Here is a 16,268-nt window from a genome sequence, read left to right on the forward strand (position 1 = left end):
CTAGCGCCTGACCGGGAAGGTCGGCCAGCGGTGCTGGGCGAGCTCGGTCAGGGTCGTGGTCGGGGTTCCCGCAAAGCCCTGATAGACCCACAGGTTCCGCATCACCGCGGGCACGTAATAACGCGTTTCCCAATAAGGCATGCTTTCGATCCACAGCAGCGGATCGCCGCGGTCGTTGACTTGCCAGCGGCCGACCGGAAGCGGCCCGGCATTGTAGCTGGCGATGACCTTGGGCAGCTGGCCACCGGTCGCGGGATGGCTGCGCATCCACTGGATCCAGGCCTGGCCAAAGCTCAAGTTGACGCCGACGTCCTTGAGGTTGCCCGTCGGCAGGCCCCGGCTCCGGCTGATGAGGTCGCGGGTGGTCGGCAGGACCTGCATCAGCCCGACCGCGCCGGCCTGGCTGACCGCTTCGGCGCGGAAGGAGGATTCCTGCAGGGAATGGGCGAGCGCCAGCGCGGGGTCGATCGTCCAGCCTTCGCGCGGCGCCCAGCTTGGCGCGGGATAGCGGGCGGCGGCGGGCACGCGCGCGCCGGGCTGGCCGAAATGGGCGAGGAAATGCTGTGTCGCGGCGAGCTCGAGCTTGCGCGCCTCGGCGGCGAGCGCGGGCTGGTCGGCGGGCGCCCCGATCCGCGCTTGGTGGCGCAGGAGCTCGCCCGCCATGTCGCGCTCGCCCAGCTTCACCAGTGCTTCGGCACGGACGATGTTCGGGAGCGCGGCGATCCGTGCAGCGGGCGCGAGGTCGAGCGGGTCGAGCGTCGTGTCCATCGCCAGCGTCTTGCGGGCGAGGAGGCCGTAGAACGTCTCTTGGCTGCGTGCGGCGGCCTTGAGCAGGGCCTGGACGGCGGCGGGGCGGCGGCAGGCCATTTCCGCGCGGGCCGACCAGTAATAGCCGGCGGCCGACAGGCTCGCTTCGCCCGACCGCTGGCCGACCTCGCGGAAGGCGCGGGCGGCGCCCTCGCAGTCGTTCTGGCGCCAGCTGGCGAGGCCATCCACCCACTCGGCCTGGACGCCCCAGGGACCCGACGTGCCCTGGCGCGCGAAGTCGGCGACCCGGCGGGCGTTCATGTCGTCGCCGCGGACATAATAGATCCAGGCCACGCGCTGGCCGAGCTCGGCCCGCGCTTCGGGCGTGAGGAGCGCTGACTGGGCGTTGAGCAGCGCTTCGGCGCCGGCGGCATCGTCGACCTTCACCAGCGGCTCCAGCGCGACGCGGAGCTGGTCCGCGACCGCGTCACCCACGACCGGGCTCGTCCGTCCCCGGCGCGGAGTCGCGCCGATCGGCACGAGCGCGGCGCGGCGCGGGACCGCGGGGGTCTGGAGCGCGCCCTTGGCGACCGCGAGCCGCTGCAACTGCTCGGCCTGCGGCAGTTCGGGCGCCTGCGCGAGCAAGGCCGTGACCTGTTCGGCGGTGACCGGGGGCGACCCCTTGGCGGTGTAGAGCTGCGCCTTGGCGAGCGGGGTGAGCGGCGAGGGGGCAAGCGCGGCGATGCCTGCCTGCGCGGCGGCCCACTGGCTGCTGCGGATCGCGGCGAACACGCCCGGCCAGTCCTTGGGCACCGTCACGACCGCGGTCGGCGGCGGGGTGGGGGTGGTATCCTCCTCGTGCGGCTCGGTGATTGGGGCGAGCGGATCCTCGGGCGGTTTGGTCGGCTGGGCGGGGGCAAGAAGGGACGCGATTACTAGGGCGATCAACGGTCATTTCCCATGAGGAGCAGGAGGTCGGCCCAGGCGAGCTTCTTGTCCTCGCTGCGCTTGAGCAGGTGGTGCGGTGCGTAGGTGGCGACGGCGGGCACCCCGCCGATCTGGTGGAGCCGCCCCCGGGCCAGCGCGACCGACTGGCCGAGCAGCAGCTTGGCGGGCGCGTCGCCGAGGAGCAGCAGCCGTTTCGGGCGGGCGAGCCCGATCTGCGCCAGGATGTTGTCGCGGCACGCCTCGGTCTCGGCCGGCGTGAAGCGCGTGCCGCCGGCCGAGAAACAGGTCAGCGCGGCGACGTAGGCGGTGTCGGGCGCGATCCCGATGGCGGCGAGCATCCGGACCGCGAGCGTCCACGCCTCGCCGCCGATCGGCTTGCCCTCGGCGATGTCGTCGGGCTGCGGGATTCCGGTGAGCAGCATGATCTCGGCCTCGGCAGGTCCATGCGGCAGCGCGCGCGCCGCGCCGGCGCGGAACAGCGGCAGGTCGGCCGAGGAGGCGAGCCAGGCGTGGAAGGCGTCGAGGGTCTGCGGCCGCTCGCGCACCGGCTCGGGCGCGGAAGGCGCTCGGGCGACCGTTTCGCCGGCGGTGCTGACAGGCTCGGCTGCGACAGGCGCCGGACGGGGCGCGGCCTTGCGCCAGTCGCGGCCTTCCTCCTGGATCGCGACGTCGACGCCCGCCTCGACCCACCAGGCGAGCAGGCTTGCCGCTTCGGCGCGGGTCAGTCCGCCTGTCTCCACCTCGACCGTCATTGCCGCTACCATAGTCCTTGCGGCCATTGACGGAAGGGGCGTCGAGCGCCAAGCCCAATTGCAGGTGATACGAAGGACTTGAGCTGCGCATGAGCGACCGGGAGTCGATGGAATATGATGTCGTGATCGTGGGCGCGGGGCCGGCCGGCCTCAGCGCGGCGATCCGGTTGAAGCAGCTGGCCAACGAGGCCGGCCGCGAGCTTTCGGTCTGCATCCTCGAGAAGGGCTCGGAAGTCGGGGCGCACATCCTGTCGGGCGCGGTGATCGACCCCAGGAGCCTCGACGAACTGCTCCCCGAATGGCGCGAGGACAGCTCGTGCCTCCTCAACCGCGTGCCCGTCACCAGCAACCACCATTGGGTGCTGACCAAGACGAAGAAATTCAACCTCCCGCACCTGATGATGCCCTCGTTCCTCGACAACAAGGGGACCTTCACGGGCAGCCTCGCCAACCTCTGCCGCTGGCTCGCCGGAAAGGCCGAGGAACTGGGCGTCGAGATCTTCCCCGGCTTCCCCGCCGCCGAAGTGCTGTATCACGACGACGGCTCGGTGAAGGGCGTCGCGACCGGCGCGATGGGGATCGCCCGCGATGGCCACCACAAGGGCGATTATCAGCCGGGCATGGAGCTTCACGCGCGCTACACCTTCTTCGCCGAAGGCGCGCGCGGCAGCCTGACCAAGCAACTGAAGAAGCAGTTCGACCTCGAGGCCGACTGCCAGCCGCAGGTCTACGGTATCGGCATCAAGGAATTGTGGGACGTCGATCCCGAAAAGCATGAGCCGGGCAAGGTCATCCACACGCAGGGCTGGCCGCTCGACGATGCGTGGGGCGGGGGCTGGATCTACCACCAGGACAACAACCAGGTGTCGATCGGCTTCGTCGTGGCCCTGAGCTACAAGAACCCCCACTTGTCGCCGTTCGACGAGATGCAGCGCTACAAGCAGCATCCGGCGATCCGCCCCCTGCTCGAGGGCGGGCGCCGGGTCTCCTATGGCGCGCGCGCGATCAACGAGGGCGGGTGGCAGAGCATTCCCAAGCTCGCCTTCCCCGGCGGCGCGCTGATCGGCTGCTCGGCCGGCTTCGTGAACGTACCGCGGATCAAGGGCACGCACACCGCCATGAAGTCGGGCATGCTCGCGGCCGAGGCAGCCGCTGCCGCGATTCTCGCCGACCGCCGCGGCGACGTGCTCGCCGACTACGAACCCTCGGTCCGCAACGGCTGGGTGGGCGAGGAACTGCGCAAGGTGAAGAATGCCGAGCCGGCGGTCGCCAAGTTCGGCTCGACCATCGGCACAATCCTCGCGGGGACCGACATGTGGCTCCGCCACCTCGGCGTGAAGCTGCCGGTCGAGATGAAGCACCATCCCGACCACGAGACCCTGTGGCGCCGCGATATCGCCCCGCCGATCAACTATCCGCGCCCCGACGGCGTGATCAGCTTCGACAAATTGTCGAGTGTCTTCCTTTCGAACACCAATCACGAGGAGGACCAGCCGGTCCACCTGCAGCTCAAGGACCCGACCATCCCGACGCGGGTCAACCTGCCCGAATATGACGGGCCCGAGCAGCGCTACTGCCCGGCCGGGGTCTATGAATATGTGGTCGAGGGCGGGGCGCCCAAGCTGCAGATCAACGCGCAGAACTGCGTCCACTGCAAGACCTGCGACATCAAGGACCCGTGCCAGAACATCAATTGGGTGACGCCGGAGGGCGGCGGTGGGCCGAACTATCCGAACATGTAGCCTCGGTCTCGCGCTGGCGCTGCTGGCGCTTCCGGCCGCCGCTGCGCCGCGCCTCGATTTCGCCCGTTCGAACGCGGGCACCTTCGTCGCCGCGCGTGCCGCCGCCGATGCCGGCGATGCCCGCCGCGCGGCGGTGCTTTACGCCAGCCTCGCCGCGGCCGATCCGACGGATCGGGTCTCGGCCGGGCGCGCGCTCGCCCAAGCGATCCTCGCGGGGGACATGAGCCTCGCGCTGCGGCTCGCGGCGAGCCAGCCGGCGCCCAGCCTCGGGGTCGATGCACGGCTGCTGCTGGTCGCCGACGGGCTCCGGACCGGCAAGGGCGCGGCGGCGATCGGACCCGGCTGGCCCGAGGAACTGGGCTTCATCACGCCCTTCGTCCGCGCCTGGAGCGAAAGCGACCGCGGCCGCTGGAAGGAAGCGATCGCCATCCTCGACGCGGTCCCGCGCGACCAGAGCCTCGTTCAGTTCGTTCCCGAGCATAAGGCGCTGATCCTGCTCGCTGCCGGCAAGCCCGTGCTGGCCCAGCCGCTCTTCGCCGATGCGCTGCGGGCCGCCGGCGGGCGGGGCGACCGCCTCCGCATGGCCGTCGCCGCCGGACTGCTCCGCTCGGGCGACCGCGCGGGCGCCGACAGCCTGCTGGCCGGGCGCGACGTCACGCTCGCCGCCGGCCGCCGGCTGCTATCCGCCGAGCGCAAACCTGCGCTTCCGATCGCCACCGCCGCGCAAGGCTATGCCGAACTCCTCGCGGGCCTCGCGGTGACGCTCGGAAACAGCGACCGCCGCTCGCTCCCCCTCGCCATCGTCCAGATCGGGCGCCACGCTGACCCGGCCAACGACGAACTGCGCCTCCTCGCCGGCCTCTATCTCGACGGCGCCGAGCGGCCCGACGACGCGCTCGCCGTGCTTCGCGGGGTCGGGGACCGCTCGCCCTTCCAGAGCGAAGCGCGCGACGCCGAAATCCGCACCCTGTCGCGCGCCGGACGGACCGAGGAAGCGCTCGCCCGGGCCCAGGTCTTCGTCACCGAGCCCGGCGCCACCGCCGACGATTGGAGCAGGCTCGGCGACGTCAATGACGATGCCAAGCGCCACGCCGCGGCCGCCGAGGCTTATGCCCGCGCACTGGCCTTGGTCGAGCAAGGCGGCCCGGGCCCCGAGCGCTGGTCGCTGCACCTGCTGCGCGGCTCGTCGCTCGAACAGGCCGACCGCTGGGCCGAGGCCGAGAAGGCGCTCGAAGCGGCCTATGCCCTGGCCCCCGAAAGCCCGGTCGTCCTCAACTACCTCGGCTATGCCCGGCTCGAGCGCGGGGAGCGACTGGACGAGGCCGAGCGGCTGATCGCGCTCGCCTCGGCCAAGGCGCCGGAGGATGCGTCAATCACCGATTCGCTTGGCTGGGCGCAGTACAAGCGCGGGCGTCTGCCCCAGGCGATTTCAACGCTGCAGCGCGCCGCCGCGGCCGATCCCGCGCAGGCCGAGATCAACGAGCATCTCGGCGACGCGCTTTATGCCGCGGGCCGCAAGTTCGAGGCCCGCTTCGCCTGGAATGCCGCGCTCGTCACCGCCGAGGACGAGGTGAAGACAAGGGTTGAGGCCAAGATCGCGGCCGGCCTCACCCCGGCGACCGCCGCGCCGTGAGCCGTCCGTCCCTGGTCGAAATCGCGCCGGCCAAGCTCAATCTCGCCCTCCACGTTCGCGGACGCCGGGGTGACGGCCGCCACGACCTCGAGACGATCTTCGCCTTCTGCACCGACGGCGACAAGCTGACCGCGCTCGCCGCCGACGACCTGTCGCTGACGATCACCGGCCCCTTCGCCGCGATGCTCGACGACGGGCCCGACAACCTCGTCCACCGCGCGGCCAGTGCGCTTGCCGCCCATGCGCGGGTCGGCAAGGGCGTGGCCCTGACCCTCGAGAAGAACCTGCCCGTGGCGAGCGGCATCGGCGGCGGATCGGCCGATGCGGGCGCCGCGCTCAGGCTGCTGACCCGGCTGTGGGGCATCGATCCCGCGGCGGCGCAGGAAATCGCGCCCGAACTCGGCAGCGACGTGCCGGCCTGCCTCCTCAGCATGACCGCGCGCGGCACCGGCGCGGGCGACTCGCTCGTGCTGGTCGACGCGGGCGTGGCAGACACGCCGGTGCTGCTGGTCAATCCGATGCTGCCGCTTGCCACCCGCGACGTCTTCGCCGGCTGGGACGGGGTCGACCGCGGCCCGCTCGGCGACTGGCGCGAGGGGCGCAACGATCTCGAGCCGCCCGCGCGGGCGTTGGTCCCCGCCATCGGCGAGGTGCTGGACTGGCTGGAAGAACAGGACGGCGTCAGCCTCGCCCGCATGTCGGGCTCGGGCGCAACCTGCTTCGCCTTGTTCGAAAGCGAGGAAGCGCGCGATTTCGCTTCCGCGGACTGCCCGGAGGAATGGTGGCAGATGGCGAGCTTCGTCCGGTGAGCCGGCCGATCCTCACCGCCGCCGCGATGCGGCGCGCCGAAGCGGCGGCGCCGGTCGGGCTCGACCTGCTGATGGAGCGCGCCGGCCAGAGCCTCGCCGAGGCCGCCCTTCGCTTTGCCGGCCCGATGCCCGCGCTGGTCCTGTGCGGGCCGGGCAATAATGGCGGCGACGGCTATGTCGCGGCGCGGCATCTCGCGAAGCTGGGCCTCGATGTGCGCGTCGCCACCCTCGCCGAACCCGCCACCGACCTTGCCAGGGCCGCGCGCGAGCAATGGACGGGTCGGGTCGAGGCTCTGGCCACCGCCGAACCCGCGCCGCTGCTGATCGACTGCCTGTTCGGCACTGGACTCAAGCGGGGGCTCGAAGCTTCGTTGGCGAGCCGCTTCAAAGCGCTGGCGGCTTCGGCGAGCCTGCTGGTCGCGGCCGACCTGCCGAGCGGAGTCGAGGCCGACAGCGGTGCGCTCCTCTCCGACGTGCCCGCCGCCGACCTCACCCTTGCCTTCGGGGCGCTGAAGCCCGCGCACCGGCTGATGCCGGCGATGGCGCGAATGGGCCGGCTGGTCCTCGCCGACATCGGCATCGCGGCGGACAGCCAGTGGCACGAGATCGGCGCGCCCGTGCTTCCCGCCATCGCCGCTGACGCCCACAAATATAGCCGCGGGCTCGTCCATGCGCTGGCCGGGACCATGCCCGGCGCGATCGCCTTGTCCGCGGGCGCGGCGGCGCGGAGCGGGGCAGGCTATGTCCGCGTCTCGACCTCGAAGCCGATTGCGGCGCTCCCGCTCGCCGTGGTCCAGACCGGCGACGCCAAGCTGTCCGACCCGCGGATCGGCTGCCTCCTCGTCGGGCCGGGGATGGGCGATCTGCCGCAATTGCTGACCCTTGCCCTCACCAGCCACGCGCCCAAGGTCATCGACGCCGACGCGATCCGGCATGTCGGCGAGCCTGCCCGCCTCAAGGGGCAGGACGCGATCCTCACCCCGCATGCCGGCGAGTTCTCAGCCCTGTTCGGTGAACTGCCGGGGACCAAGGCCGAGCAAGCGCTCGCCGCCGCCGAGGCCTCGGGCGCGGTGATCGTCTTCAAGGGCGCGGATACCTTGGTCGCGGCGCCGGATGGCCGCCTCGGCTTCGCCCCGCCGGCGCCCGCCTGGCTTGCGACTGCGGGGACGGGGGATGTCCTCGCCGGGATCATCGCCGCGCTTCGCGCCCGCGGCATGCCGGCGTTCGAGGCGGCCTGCGCCGGCGTCTGGCTCCACGGCCGGGCGGCCGAGCGGGCAGGGCCGACGATGACTGCGGACGACCTGTTGGCGCATCTGTGAGCGAGCCGATCGTCCGGATCGCCGCGCGGGGCGAAGGGGTGACGGCGGGCGGCCGCCACGTCGCCTTTGCCGCGCCCGGCGACCTCGTGGCCGAGGACGGGACCCTCACCGCGGGCCCGCACCGCCAGGCGCCGCCCTGCCGCCATTTCCCCGAATGCGGCGGCTGCCAGCTCCAGCATGTCGATGACGCGGCCTATGCGGAATACCTCGTCTCCCGCGTGACCGTCGCGCTGGCGCAGCAGGGGCTGGCCACGGAAGTCCGCGCACCGCACCTCTCGCCCCCGCGCACCCGCCGCCGCGCGACCTTGCGCGCCTTGAAGGCCGGGGGGCGGGTGGTGCTCGGCTTCAATGCCGAGAAGTCGAACCGGATCATCGACCTTGCCGAGTGCCACATCCTTCGGCCCGAGCTGTTCGCGTTGCTCGCGCCGCTGCGCAGCCTCCTCGGTACGCTCCTTCCCGCCAAGCGCACCGGCGAGGTCCAGCTGACGCTCGCCGACCGCGGCGCCGATGTGCTGCTGAAGGGCATCAAGGCCGAGGGGTTCGAGGCCGCGCAGGGCCTGATCGATTTCGCCGGAGAGCATGGGCTCGCGCGATTGAGCCTCGACGAGGGCCTCGGCCCCGAGACGCGCTGGGAGCCTCAGCCGGCGACCGTGACGCTGTCGGGCCGTCCCGTGCCGCTGCCGATCGGCGCCTTCCTTCAGGCCACCGAGGATGGCGAGGCGGCCCTGGTCGAAGCGGTGCGGGAAGCAGTCGGCGATCCGAAGACCAGCGCCGACCTGTTCGCCGGCATCGGGACCTTCGCGCTGGCGCTCCCCGGCAAGGTCCGCGCGGCCGAGGCGAGCCGCGAGGCGGTGCTCGCGATGAAACGCGCCGCACCCGGCATCGCCGCCGAACATCGCGACCTCTACCGCCGCCCGCTGACCGCCGAGGAACTGGCTGGCCTCGACGCCATCGTCCTCGATCCCCCGCGCTCGGGCGCCGAGGCGCAGGTCGCACAGATCGCGCGCTCGGCGGTACCGCGCGTCGCTTATGTGAGCTGCAATCCCGCGACCTTCGCGCGCGATGCCGCGTTGCTCGTCGCGGGCGGCTATCGCCTCGCCTGGGTCCGCCCGGTCGGCCAATTCCGCTGGTCGACCCACGTCGAACTGGCCGCTTCCTTCCTTAGGTGATCGGTAAAGTCTCGCCGCTACAAGCGGGCGCGATGCTGCAGCGAACCGGGCAAGTCGACGGGGTTGAGACAAGCGAACGCCTTCGGTGCGCGGCGCTGATGGCGCTCGTCGTGCTGTTCGCGATCGGCCAGCAGGTCCGGCTCGGGCTCAACACCGACGTCTCGTGGCTGATGATCGTCGCCGACCGCCTCCTCGGCGGGGCGACGCTTTACCGCGACATCTTCGAGGTCAATCCGCCGGCCTCGGTCTGGCTCTATCTCCCCCAGGTCGCGCTCGCGAACGCGCTCGGGATCCGGGCAGAGGCGGTGGTCGCCGGCTCGGTATTCGTGACGGCAGGGCTGTCGATGGGGCTCGCCGCCGGCATCGCGAAGCCCGACCGCCGAGACGCGGCGCGGCTGATGCCGGTTGTCGCGGCCGTGCTCCTGGTCATGCCCGGCGCCGCCTTCGCGCAGCGCGAGCAGTTCGCGGTGATCTTCCTGCTGCCGTGGCTGGCGCTGTGTCTTGCGCGGGCCGAGCGACGCCCGGTACGCGCCTGGCTCGCGGTCGCTGCCGGGGTGGGGGCGGGCGTCGCGGTCGCGATCAAACCTCCCTTCGCCGCCGCCGCAGGCCTGCCGCTCCTCTGGACCGCGTGGACGATGCGCGCGTGGCGCCCGCTGGTCGCGCCTGAGAGCCTTGCCGCCGCGCTGGTGGTGATCGCCTATGGCGCAAGCGTCTGGCTGTGGCAGCCGCTCTACCTGATCGAAGCGCTGCCGCTGCTGCGCGACGGATATCTCGCGGTCCGCTCCCCGATCCTCGCGCTGGTCGCCGACCCTTATGTGGTGACGACGCTGGTGATCGCTGCCGCAGCGATGATGCGCGCGCGCAAGCAAGGCGACACGAGTGCGGTCATCGTCCTGCTCCTCGCGGCGGCCGGTTTCGGGATCGCGTTGCTCGTGCAGGGCAAGGGCTTCCTCAACCACCAGCTGCCGATCGCGATGCTGGCGGTGATCGCCTGCGCCTGGCCCTTGCTTCGCGCTCGGGGGACCGGCCCGATCCTCCTGCTCGCAGCCGCCGGCTGGCTCGCCTTTCTCGCGACGCAGGTGACGGGCTATCCCGCACTGACCGCGCTCGTCCGCCAGGTCGGACCGGGCGAGCCCCGCCTCATGGTCGCCGCCACCAACCTTTCCATCGGCCACCCGCTGACCCGCCAGGTAAGCGGACGCTGGGTCGGTACGCGTGGCTCCCTGTGGGCGACGGGCACCGCGAGCGAACTCATCGACCAGGCGACGGACCCGGCCCGCAAGGCCCGGCTGCAGCAGATCATCGACGAAGACCGCGCGCTGTTCGTCGCCGACATCCAGCGCGGCAAGCCCGATCTCGTCATCGCCGACGCGCCGGGGCTGCGCTGGATCGCGCGTTATCCCGAAGTTGCGGCCGCGCTTGCCGACTATTGCTTCGCCGGCCGCGCGGAGGGGATGACCCTCCTCAGCCGTGAAGCAGCGCGATCCCCGCGTGGAGCGTCAGCGCCGCCAGGCAGAGCGTGCTCAGCACGAACAGCGGGAAGCGGATCCGCAGGTCGTTGACCGTCAGCTGGACGATGCTGTGGACGATCCGGATCGCGACATAGGCCCAGGCCAGCAGCACGTTGAAATGATGGTCGAACCCCATGATCGCGAGCGTCAAAACGATCGCGTAGAACAGGGTCGGCTGCTCCATCAGGTGCGCATAATTGTGTGCCGGCCAATTGGCCTTGGGATCGAGCACGCCTTCGAGATCCTGTCCGCGCCCGCCGCGGCTCGGGTCGACCTTGATCCCCGCCCGCTTGATCGCGCCGAAGCGGATGAAGCCGAGGACGAAGAGGATCACGATCGACCAGGCGACAAGGGCGACCACGGGGCCGAGGAGGGCGGTGGAGATCATCGGGCGGCGTTCCTTAGAAGACGTGGGTCAGGGCGATGACCACCAGCCCGAGCAGGCACAGGCTGGCGGCGAAGAACAGCAGGAAGCGGATGCGGGTGATGTTGACGGTCGTCTGCACCAGGCTGTGGACCATCCGTAAGCCCGCGTAGCCCCAGGCGAGCTCGACCGCGAGCGGGCCTTCGCCGCCGGTCACCATCAGCAGCAGCGCGACCGCGTAGAACAAGGTCGGCTGCTCGAGCAGGTGGTTGTAATTATGCGCCTTCCACTGGACCTCGGGCGGAAGCTTCTGGTCGAGACTGGCGCCGGTTCCGCCGCGCAAATTCTTGAGGTCGATGCCCGCCCGCATCATCGCGGGAATGCGGGTCGCGTACATCCAGAAGAAGATCACGAAGGTCCAGGCCGCAAGCACGGCGACCGGCTGGCCCAGCGGATGATCAGACATGAAAAACCCTCCCCCCGGAGCTGTCCGGGAGGAGGGTAGCTCATTGTCGCGTCAGCGCAATGCTCAGGCGTCGGCGAACAGCTTCGCGAAGGCGCGCTTGGCGCGGGTCTTCCAGTGGCCGCGGTGGTAGGCGTCGGACGCCAGCAGCGGCAGCACCGAGGTCGCCTCGGCGAACACCATCTGCTCGAGCGCGGTCGAGACCTTGCCCCAGCTCGCGGCTTCCTGGAGGGTCGAGGACGAGCAGGCGCCGTCGCGCACGTCGGCGACGGTGATCTGCACGGCATACTTGTGCACCTCGACATCCTCGTGGCCAAGGATCTCGGCGCAGACGACGGTGTCCTGCGTGAAGTTCTTCGGCACGCCGCCGCCGATCATCAGGAGGCCGGTGGTGCCCGCCTTGATCTTGATGTCGGTCAGTTCGCGGAAGTCGGCGATCGAATCCATCGTCATGTAGCGACGGCCGGCCTTCATCGCGTCGACCTGGTGCTTGACGAGACCGAAGCCCGCCGAGCTGTCGGTGAACGCCGGGCAGAAGATCGGCACATCATGCTCGTAGGCGAGCTTGACCAGGCTGTTCTCCTTCTTGCCGTTGTCGATCAGCCACTTGCCCATCTCCTTGATGAACTCGCGGCTCGAGTACGGGCGCGGCTCGAGGCTGTCGGCGATCTTCCCGATCGTGAAGTCGCAGTCCTGGAGCTGCTCCTCGTCGATGTAGGTGTCGTAGATGCGGTCGATGTAGAGCGAGCGCAGCGTGTCGTCGTCGGGGATCTCAAGCGCCTGATAATGCTTGTGACCGAGCGCCTCGAAGAAATCCATGTCGACGATGCTGGCGCCGGTGGCGACGATCGCGTCGACCATGTTCGAGCGGACGAGCTCGGCATAGAGGTCCATGCAGCCGCCGGCCGAGGTCGAGCCCGCGATCACCAGGATCACCGAGCAGTCGGGATCGCTCAGCATCTGGTTGTAGATGTCGGTGGCGCGGGCGAGGTCGCGGCTGGTGAAGCTCATCTTGCCCATCGCCTCGACGATCGGACGGGCGTCGAACTTGGTGATGTCGATGTGCTCGACGGTGCTCGAGAGAAGCTCGGCCTTGCGGGTGTCGTTGATGGTCGATTCGGTGTTCATGGTGTGTCTTTCATCCTGTTCTGGACAAGATGCTCGTCGTTAACGGCCCGTCACCCCGGGCTTGACCCGGGGTCCACCTGTTCTTCGAGCGAGCAAGAAGAAAGTGGATGCCGGATCAAGTCCGGCATGACGGAAAGGTTGCGTCGGGCGGTTAGCCCAGAACGGTTACAGCTTGACCACGTTCGAACGCGCGGGCTCGGCGGCTTCGCCGTAGAGCGAGGCCATCGGTGCGTCGGTCACGGTGACCGCCCAGCCGCTGGCCGAGCCGAAACCGTTGAACCCGGTCCGCATCGCCGAGCCATAGGCGCCGAGCATGCCGATCTCGACATAGTCCCCGGGGCCGATGTCGGCGGGCAGCTCGAACGGGCCGACCATGTGGTCGAGGTCGTCACAGGTCGGGCCATAGAAGCTGAAGCCGTGCGGACGGGTGTCGCTTTCCTCGTCGCGGACCAGCCGCACCGGGAAGCGCCAGCCGATGTGCGCGGCATCGAACAGCGTCCCGTAGGCGCCGTCGTTGATGTAGAGCTCGTCGCCGCGGCGCTTCTCGACGCGGACGAGGACGCTGGCATATTCGGCACACAGCGCACGGCCGGGCTCGCACCACAATTCGGCCGAGTAGCTGATCGGCAGCTTCTCGAACGCTTCGTGGATGACCGCGAAATAGGTCTCGAGCGCAGGCGGTTCCATCCCCGGATACCACGACGGGAAGCCGCCGCCGACATCGACGATGTCGACCGTGACCGCCGCTTCGATGATGGCGTCGCGCACGCGGACCATCGCCTCCGCATAGGCCGCCGGGGTCATCGCCTGGCTACCGACGTGGAAGCACAGGCCGAGCGCGTCGGACGCCTGGCGGGCGGCCATGAGCAGCGACTTGAGCTCGTCGGGCGCAGCGCCGAATTTGGAGGCGAGGCTGAGCTTGGCATGCTCGCTCGACACGCGCAGGCGGACGAGCAGGTTGAGGTCGCTCGCGGCGTCGCCGTCGGTCGCGGTGGCGGCGACGATCTTGTCGAGCTCTTCCATGCTGTCGAGGCTGAAGGTGCGCACGCCGTGGACGTGATAGGCCTCGGCAATCGCCTCCTCGGCCTTGACCGGGTGCATGAAGCACAAGGTCGCCTCCGGCAGCGTTTCGCGCACCAGCCGCACTTCGCCGATCGACGCGACGTCATAATGGGTGACGCCGCCGTCCCACAGGACATGCAGCAGGTCAGGCGAAGGATTCGCCTTCACCGCATAGAGCGAACGACCGGGAAACTTCTCGACGAAGAATCGGGCAGCGGCCTTGGCGGCGTGGGGACGCAGCAAGGTGACCGGCTGGACCGGCTTCAGACGGGCAATTTCGGACGCACCGGAAGCGACAAAGGATTCGGTGCGATCGGAACGGGGCGCTAGCCCCAGCGCGAAGGGGTGCTCAGCCAATGCAAGGGACCTCCAAGTGCCTTTCGGCGACAGTTGACGAAAGCTGCCTTGCGGTTGGAAGTCCCATGGGGCAGCGGAGGCGCGATATATGAACGGCACCCCCTTAACGCAACCTTTTTGTGGTCGCGGAAACGAGGCGAAATTTCGCTTCGGCGCAGTCTCCGAACGCTTGAGCCAAGTCTATGCAAGATAAAGAGAATTTTCCGACCCGCGATGACGTGCTCGAAGCATCGGAAAGGATCGCCGGGCTGGTCGAGCGGACCCCGCTGCGCGAACTGAGGATCGGCGGCGACACGGTGTGGCTGAAATGCGAATCGTTGCAGACCGGCGGCTCGTTCAAACTGCGCGGCGCGAGCAACCGGCTGGCGCTGCTCGGCGCGGCCGACCGGGCGGCGGGGGTGGTCGCTTTCTCGAGCGGCAACCATGCCAAGGGTGTCGCGATCGCGGCCCGGCGGCTCGGCATCCCAGCGCTGATCGTCATGCCCTCCGACGCGCCGGCACCCAAGATCGAGGGCACGCGCGCGGAGGGCGCGGAAATCGTCGTCTACGACCGCGCGCACGAGGACCGCGTCGCCATCGCCCGCGACATCGCCGGTCAGCGGGGCGCGGTGGTCGTGCCGAGCTTCGACGATCGCCACATCATCGCGGGGCAGGGGACGGCGGGGCTCGAGATCGCCGGGCAATGTCCCGAGCCCGTCCGGCGGGTCGTCGTCTGCTGCGGCGGCGGGGGACTTGCCGCGGGGCTCGCCTTGGCCTTGCCCGGGGCGGAGATCGTGCCGGTCGAGCCGGCGGGGTGGGACGACATGACGTTGAGCCTCGCGGGCGGGACCATCGTGCCCGTGGCCGCCGATGCTCCGCCGACCCTGTGCGACGCGCTCCAGACCCCGCTCGTGTCGCCGCTGACCTTCGGGGTCCTCCGCGCCCGCGGTGCCACGGGCCTCGCGGTGAGCGACGCCGAGGTGATCGCTGCGATGCGCTTCGCCTGGCACGACCTTGGCCTTCGCCTCGAGCCGGGCGGCGCGGCGGCGCTCGCCGCGCTCCTCGCGGGCAAGGTTGCGGCGGGTCCGGGGACCGTCGTCATGCTCACCGGCGGCAACATCGATCCCGCCGTCCATGCCGCGCTGATCGCGGCCTGATGCTCTCTCAGGCGAGGAACCAGAAGCGGTAGGGGATCCAGGCCCGCGAGAAGGTACCGAAGTTGAGCCACACGAACAGCACCGCCGCCGAATAGCTGGCGACGAGCGCGCGGCCCGTCCCCGTCTCGAGGACATAGCCCGCCAGCCGCGGCAGGATCACCATCTGCATCGGCAGCAGATAAAGCGCGATCCGGTCGACCGCGGTCGACGACGGCGTGGTCGCCAGCGCGACCGCCGCGAGGATCGCCGCGATGCTGAAGTTGCGCCACAGCTTCTCTTCGAGCGGATGGAAGCCGAACCGCTTGCGCAGGAACAGGAACAACAGCCCCGGCACCACGCACATCGAGACTCGGATCGCGGCGCCGCCCGACTGATAGCGCGCACCGACATAATTGGTCAGGAGCCGGTCGGTCGAGTCGCCGAGCGCGGCGAAATAGAGGCCGATCGCGGCGATGACGAGGATCGCGAGATTGACGATCCGGCGCTGGTCGCTGGTCATGAACACAAGGGCCACGGTCAGCATCGCGGTCTTGTGGAAGGCCGCGGCCAGCGCGACCCAGAAGAGATAGCGGAAGATCGACCCCGTCCGCGTGTAGCTGGCGAGCCCGATCATCACGAAGCCGATCGCCGAGGCCTGTCGGGTGTAGCCCATCGCGACCACCACGACGAGATAAGGAAAGGCGACCAGCAGCGCGAGCCAGTGCTCGGGCTGGCGGCGGGAGAGCGCGAACAGGCCGACCGCGAAGGGGATCGCCGAGAGGAGGTTGACCAGCCAGATGTCGGCGCCGAGCCAGATCGCGATGACGTTGAAGAGGGTGTAGCCGGGATCGCTCCGGCCCCCGGCATCCGCCAGCGGCCGCGACTGGATCCAGTCGAAGATCTCGATATAGTTGAGCCAGTCCCCGCCGACCTCGAAGCGCAGCCCGATCATCAGGCAGATGGCGACGATCATCGCCACGAAGCCGGGGCCCACCGGGAAACCCGGGACCGGCGTCCGCGGCGGGGTCGCCAGCATCGCGAGGAGGAGGATGGTCCACATCGACCAATAGGGGATCATGGCGCGCCCTTTGGACGCTTGGCCGCCAAAGGCAAGTCCCGGGCGTATCGGGACTTTACACCCCGGGGCTG

The 16,268-nt window shown here is 70.0% G+C and carries 14 protein-coding genes; 7 read left to right on the forward strand and 7 right to left on the reverse strand.

Annotation, left to right across the window (positions count from 1 at the left end):
* The gene (locus ABD693_RS09940) at positions 1–1,695 is read right to left on the reverse strand and encodes a lytic transglycosylase domain-containing protein (protein WP_344696904.1); all 1,695 of its coding nucleotides are present in this window, start codon (positions 1,693–1,695) and stop codon (positions 1–3) included.
* Positions 1,692–2,447 carry a uracil-DNA glycosylase family protein gene (locus ABD693_RS09945; protein WP_344696905.1) on the reverse strand — a complete coding sequence of 252 codons (756 nt, stop codon included), beginning with the start codon at positions 2,445–2,447 and terminating at the stop codon, positions 1,692–1,694. Before ABD693_RS09945 ends, ABD693_RS09940 begins: the two co-directional genes overlap by 4 nt.
* An 89-nt stretch (positions 2,448–2,536) precedes the next feature.
* Between ABD693_RS09945 and ABD693_RS09950 the strand changes: the two genes are divergently transcribed.
* The 6 genes from ABD693_RS09950 (at position 2,537) to ABD693_RS09975 (ending at position 10,681) form a co-directional block, all read left to right on the forward strand.
* The gene (locus ABD693_RS09950; protein WP_344696906.1) at positions 2,537–4,189 is read left to right on the forward strand and encodes an electron transfer flavoprotein-ubiquinone oxidoreductase; all 1,653 of its coding nucleotides are present in this window, start codon (positions 2,537–2,539) and stop codon (positions 4,187–4,189) included.
* Positions 4,164–5,822 (forward strand): tetratricopeptide repeat protein, encoded by a 1,659-nt coding sequence (locus tag ABD693_RS09955; RefSeq protein WP_344696907.1) that lies wholly within the window; start codon positions 4,164–4,166, stop codon positions 5,820–5,822. Before ABD693_RS09950 ends, ABD693_RS09955 begins: the two co-directional genes overlap by 26 nt.
* Positions 5,819–6,631 (forward strand): 4-(cytidine 5'-diphospho)-2-C-methyl-D-erythritol kinase, encoded by an 813-nt coding sequence (locus ABD693_RS09960; RefSeq protein WP_344696908.1) that lies wholly within the window; start codon positions 5,819–5,821, stop codon positions 6,629–6,631. The genes ABD693_RS09955 and ABD693_RS09960 overlap by 4 nt, the downstream gene beginning before the upstream one ends.
* The gene (locus ABD693_RS09965; protein ID WP_344696909.1) at positions 6,601–7,950 is read left to right on the forward strand and encodes an NAD(P)H-hydrate dehydratase; all 1,350 of its coding nucleotides are present in this window, start codon (positions 6,601–6,603) and stop codon (positions 7,948–7,950) included. The genes ABD693_RS09960 and ABD693_RS09965 overlap by 31 nt, the downstream gene beginning before the upstream one ends.
* Positions 7,947–9,119: a class I SAM-dependent RNA methyltransferase gene (locus ABD693_RS09970; RefSeq protein WP_344696910.1), complete on the forward strand. Its 1,173-nt coding sequence runs from the start codon at positions 7,947–7,949 to the stop codon at positions 9,117–9,119. The genes ABD693_RS09965 and ABD693_RS09970 overlap by 4 nt, the downstream gene beginning before the upstream one ends.
* Before the next feature lie 98 nt (positions 9,120–9,217).
* On the forward strand, positions 9,218–10,681 hold the full coding sequence (locus ABD693_RS09975; RefSeq protein WP_344696911.1) for a hypothetical protein: 1,464 nt from the start codon (positions 9,218–9,220) through the stop codon (positions 10,679–10,681).
* Here ABD693_RS09975 and ABD693_RS09980 read toward each other — a convergent pair.
* The 4 genes from ABD693_RS09980 to ABD693_RS09995 form a co-directional block, all read right to left on the reverse strand.
* Positions 10,584–11,018, reverse strand: coding sequence for an MAPEG family protein (locus ABD693_RS09980; RefSeq protein ID WP_344696912.1), 435 nt, complete (start codon positions 11,016–11,018; stop codon positions 10,584–10,586). The two genes, ABD693_RS09975 and ABD693_RS09980, sit on opposite strands and share 98 nt — an antisense overlap.
* Before the next feature lie 13 nt (positions 11,019–11,031).
* Positions 11,032–11,460, reverse strand: a complete 429-nt coding sequence (locus ABD693_RS09985) for an MAPEG family protein (protein WP_344696913.1) — start codon at positions 11,458–11,460, stop codon at positions 11,032–11,034.
* Between the two features lie 63 nt (positions 11,461–11,523).
* Entirely contained in the window at positions 11,524–12,585 is a 1,062-nt protein-coding gene (locus ABD693_RS09990) for a 1,9-bis(guanidino)-5-aza-nonane synthase (RefSeq protein WP_344696914.1), read from the reverse strand.
* A 165-nt stretch (positions 12,586–12,750) separates the two neighbouring features.
* On the reverse strand, positions 12,751–14,004 hold the full coding sequence (locus tag ABD693_RS09995) for a type III PLP-dependent enzyme (protein ID WP_425567274.1): 1,254 nt from the start codon (positions 14,002–14,004) through the stop codon (positions 12,751–12,753).
* Positions 14,005–14,222: 218 nt separating this feature from the next.
* Between ABD693_RS09995 and ABD693_RS10000 the strand changes: the two genes are divergently transcribed.
* Positions 14,223–15,140 (forward strand): threonine ammonia-lyase, encoded by a 918-nt coding sequence (locus ABD693_RS10000; RefSeq protein ID WP_344696915.1) that lies wholly within the window; start codon positions 14,223–14,225, stop codon positions 15,138–15,140.
* 7 nt (positions 15,141–15,147) lie between these two features.
* On the opposite strand, the gene ABD693_RS10005 is transcribed toward ABD693_RS10000, so the two are convergent.
* Positions 15,148–16,197, reverse strand: a complete 1,050-nt coding sequence (locus tag ABD693_RS10005; RefSeq protein ID WP_344696916.1) for an EpsG family protein — start codon at positions 16,195–16,197, stop codon at positions 15,148–15,150.
* Positions 16,198–16,268: the final 71 nt, after the last annotated feature.

This window comes from Sphingomonas rosea (genome assembly GCF_039538065.1).
Classification (GTDB): Bacteria; Pseudomonadota; Alphaproteobacteria; order Sphingomonadales; family Sphingomonadaceae; genus Sphingomicrobium; species Sphingomicrobium rosea.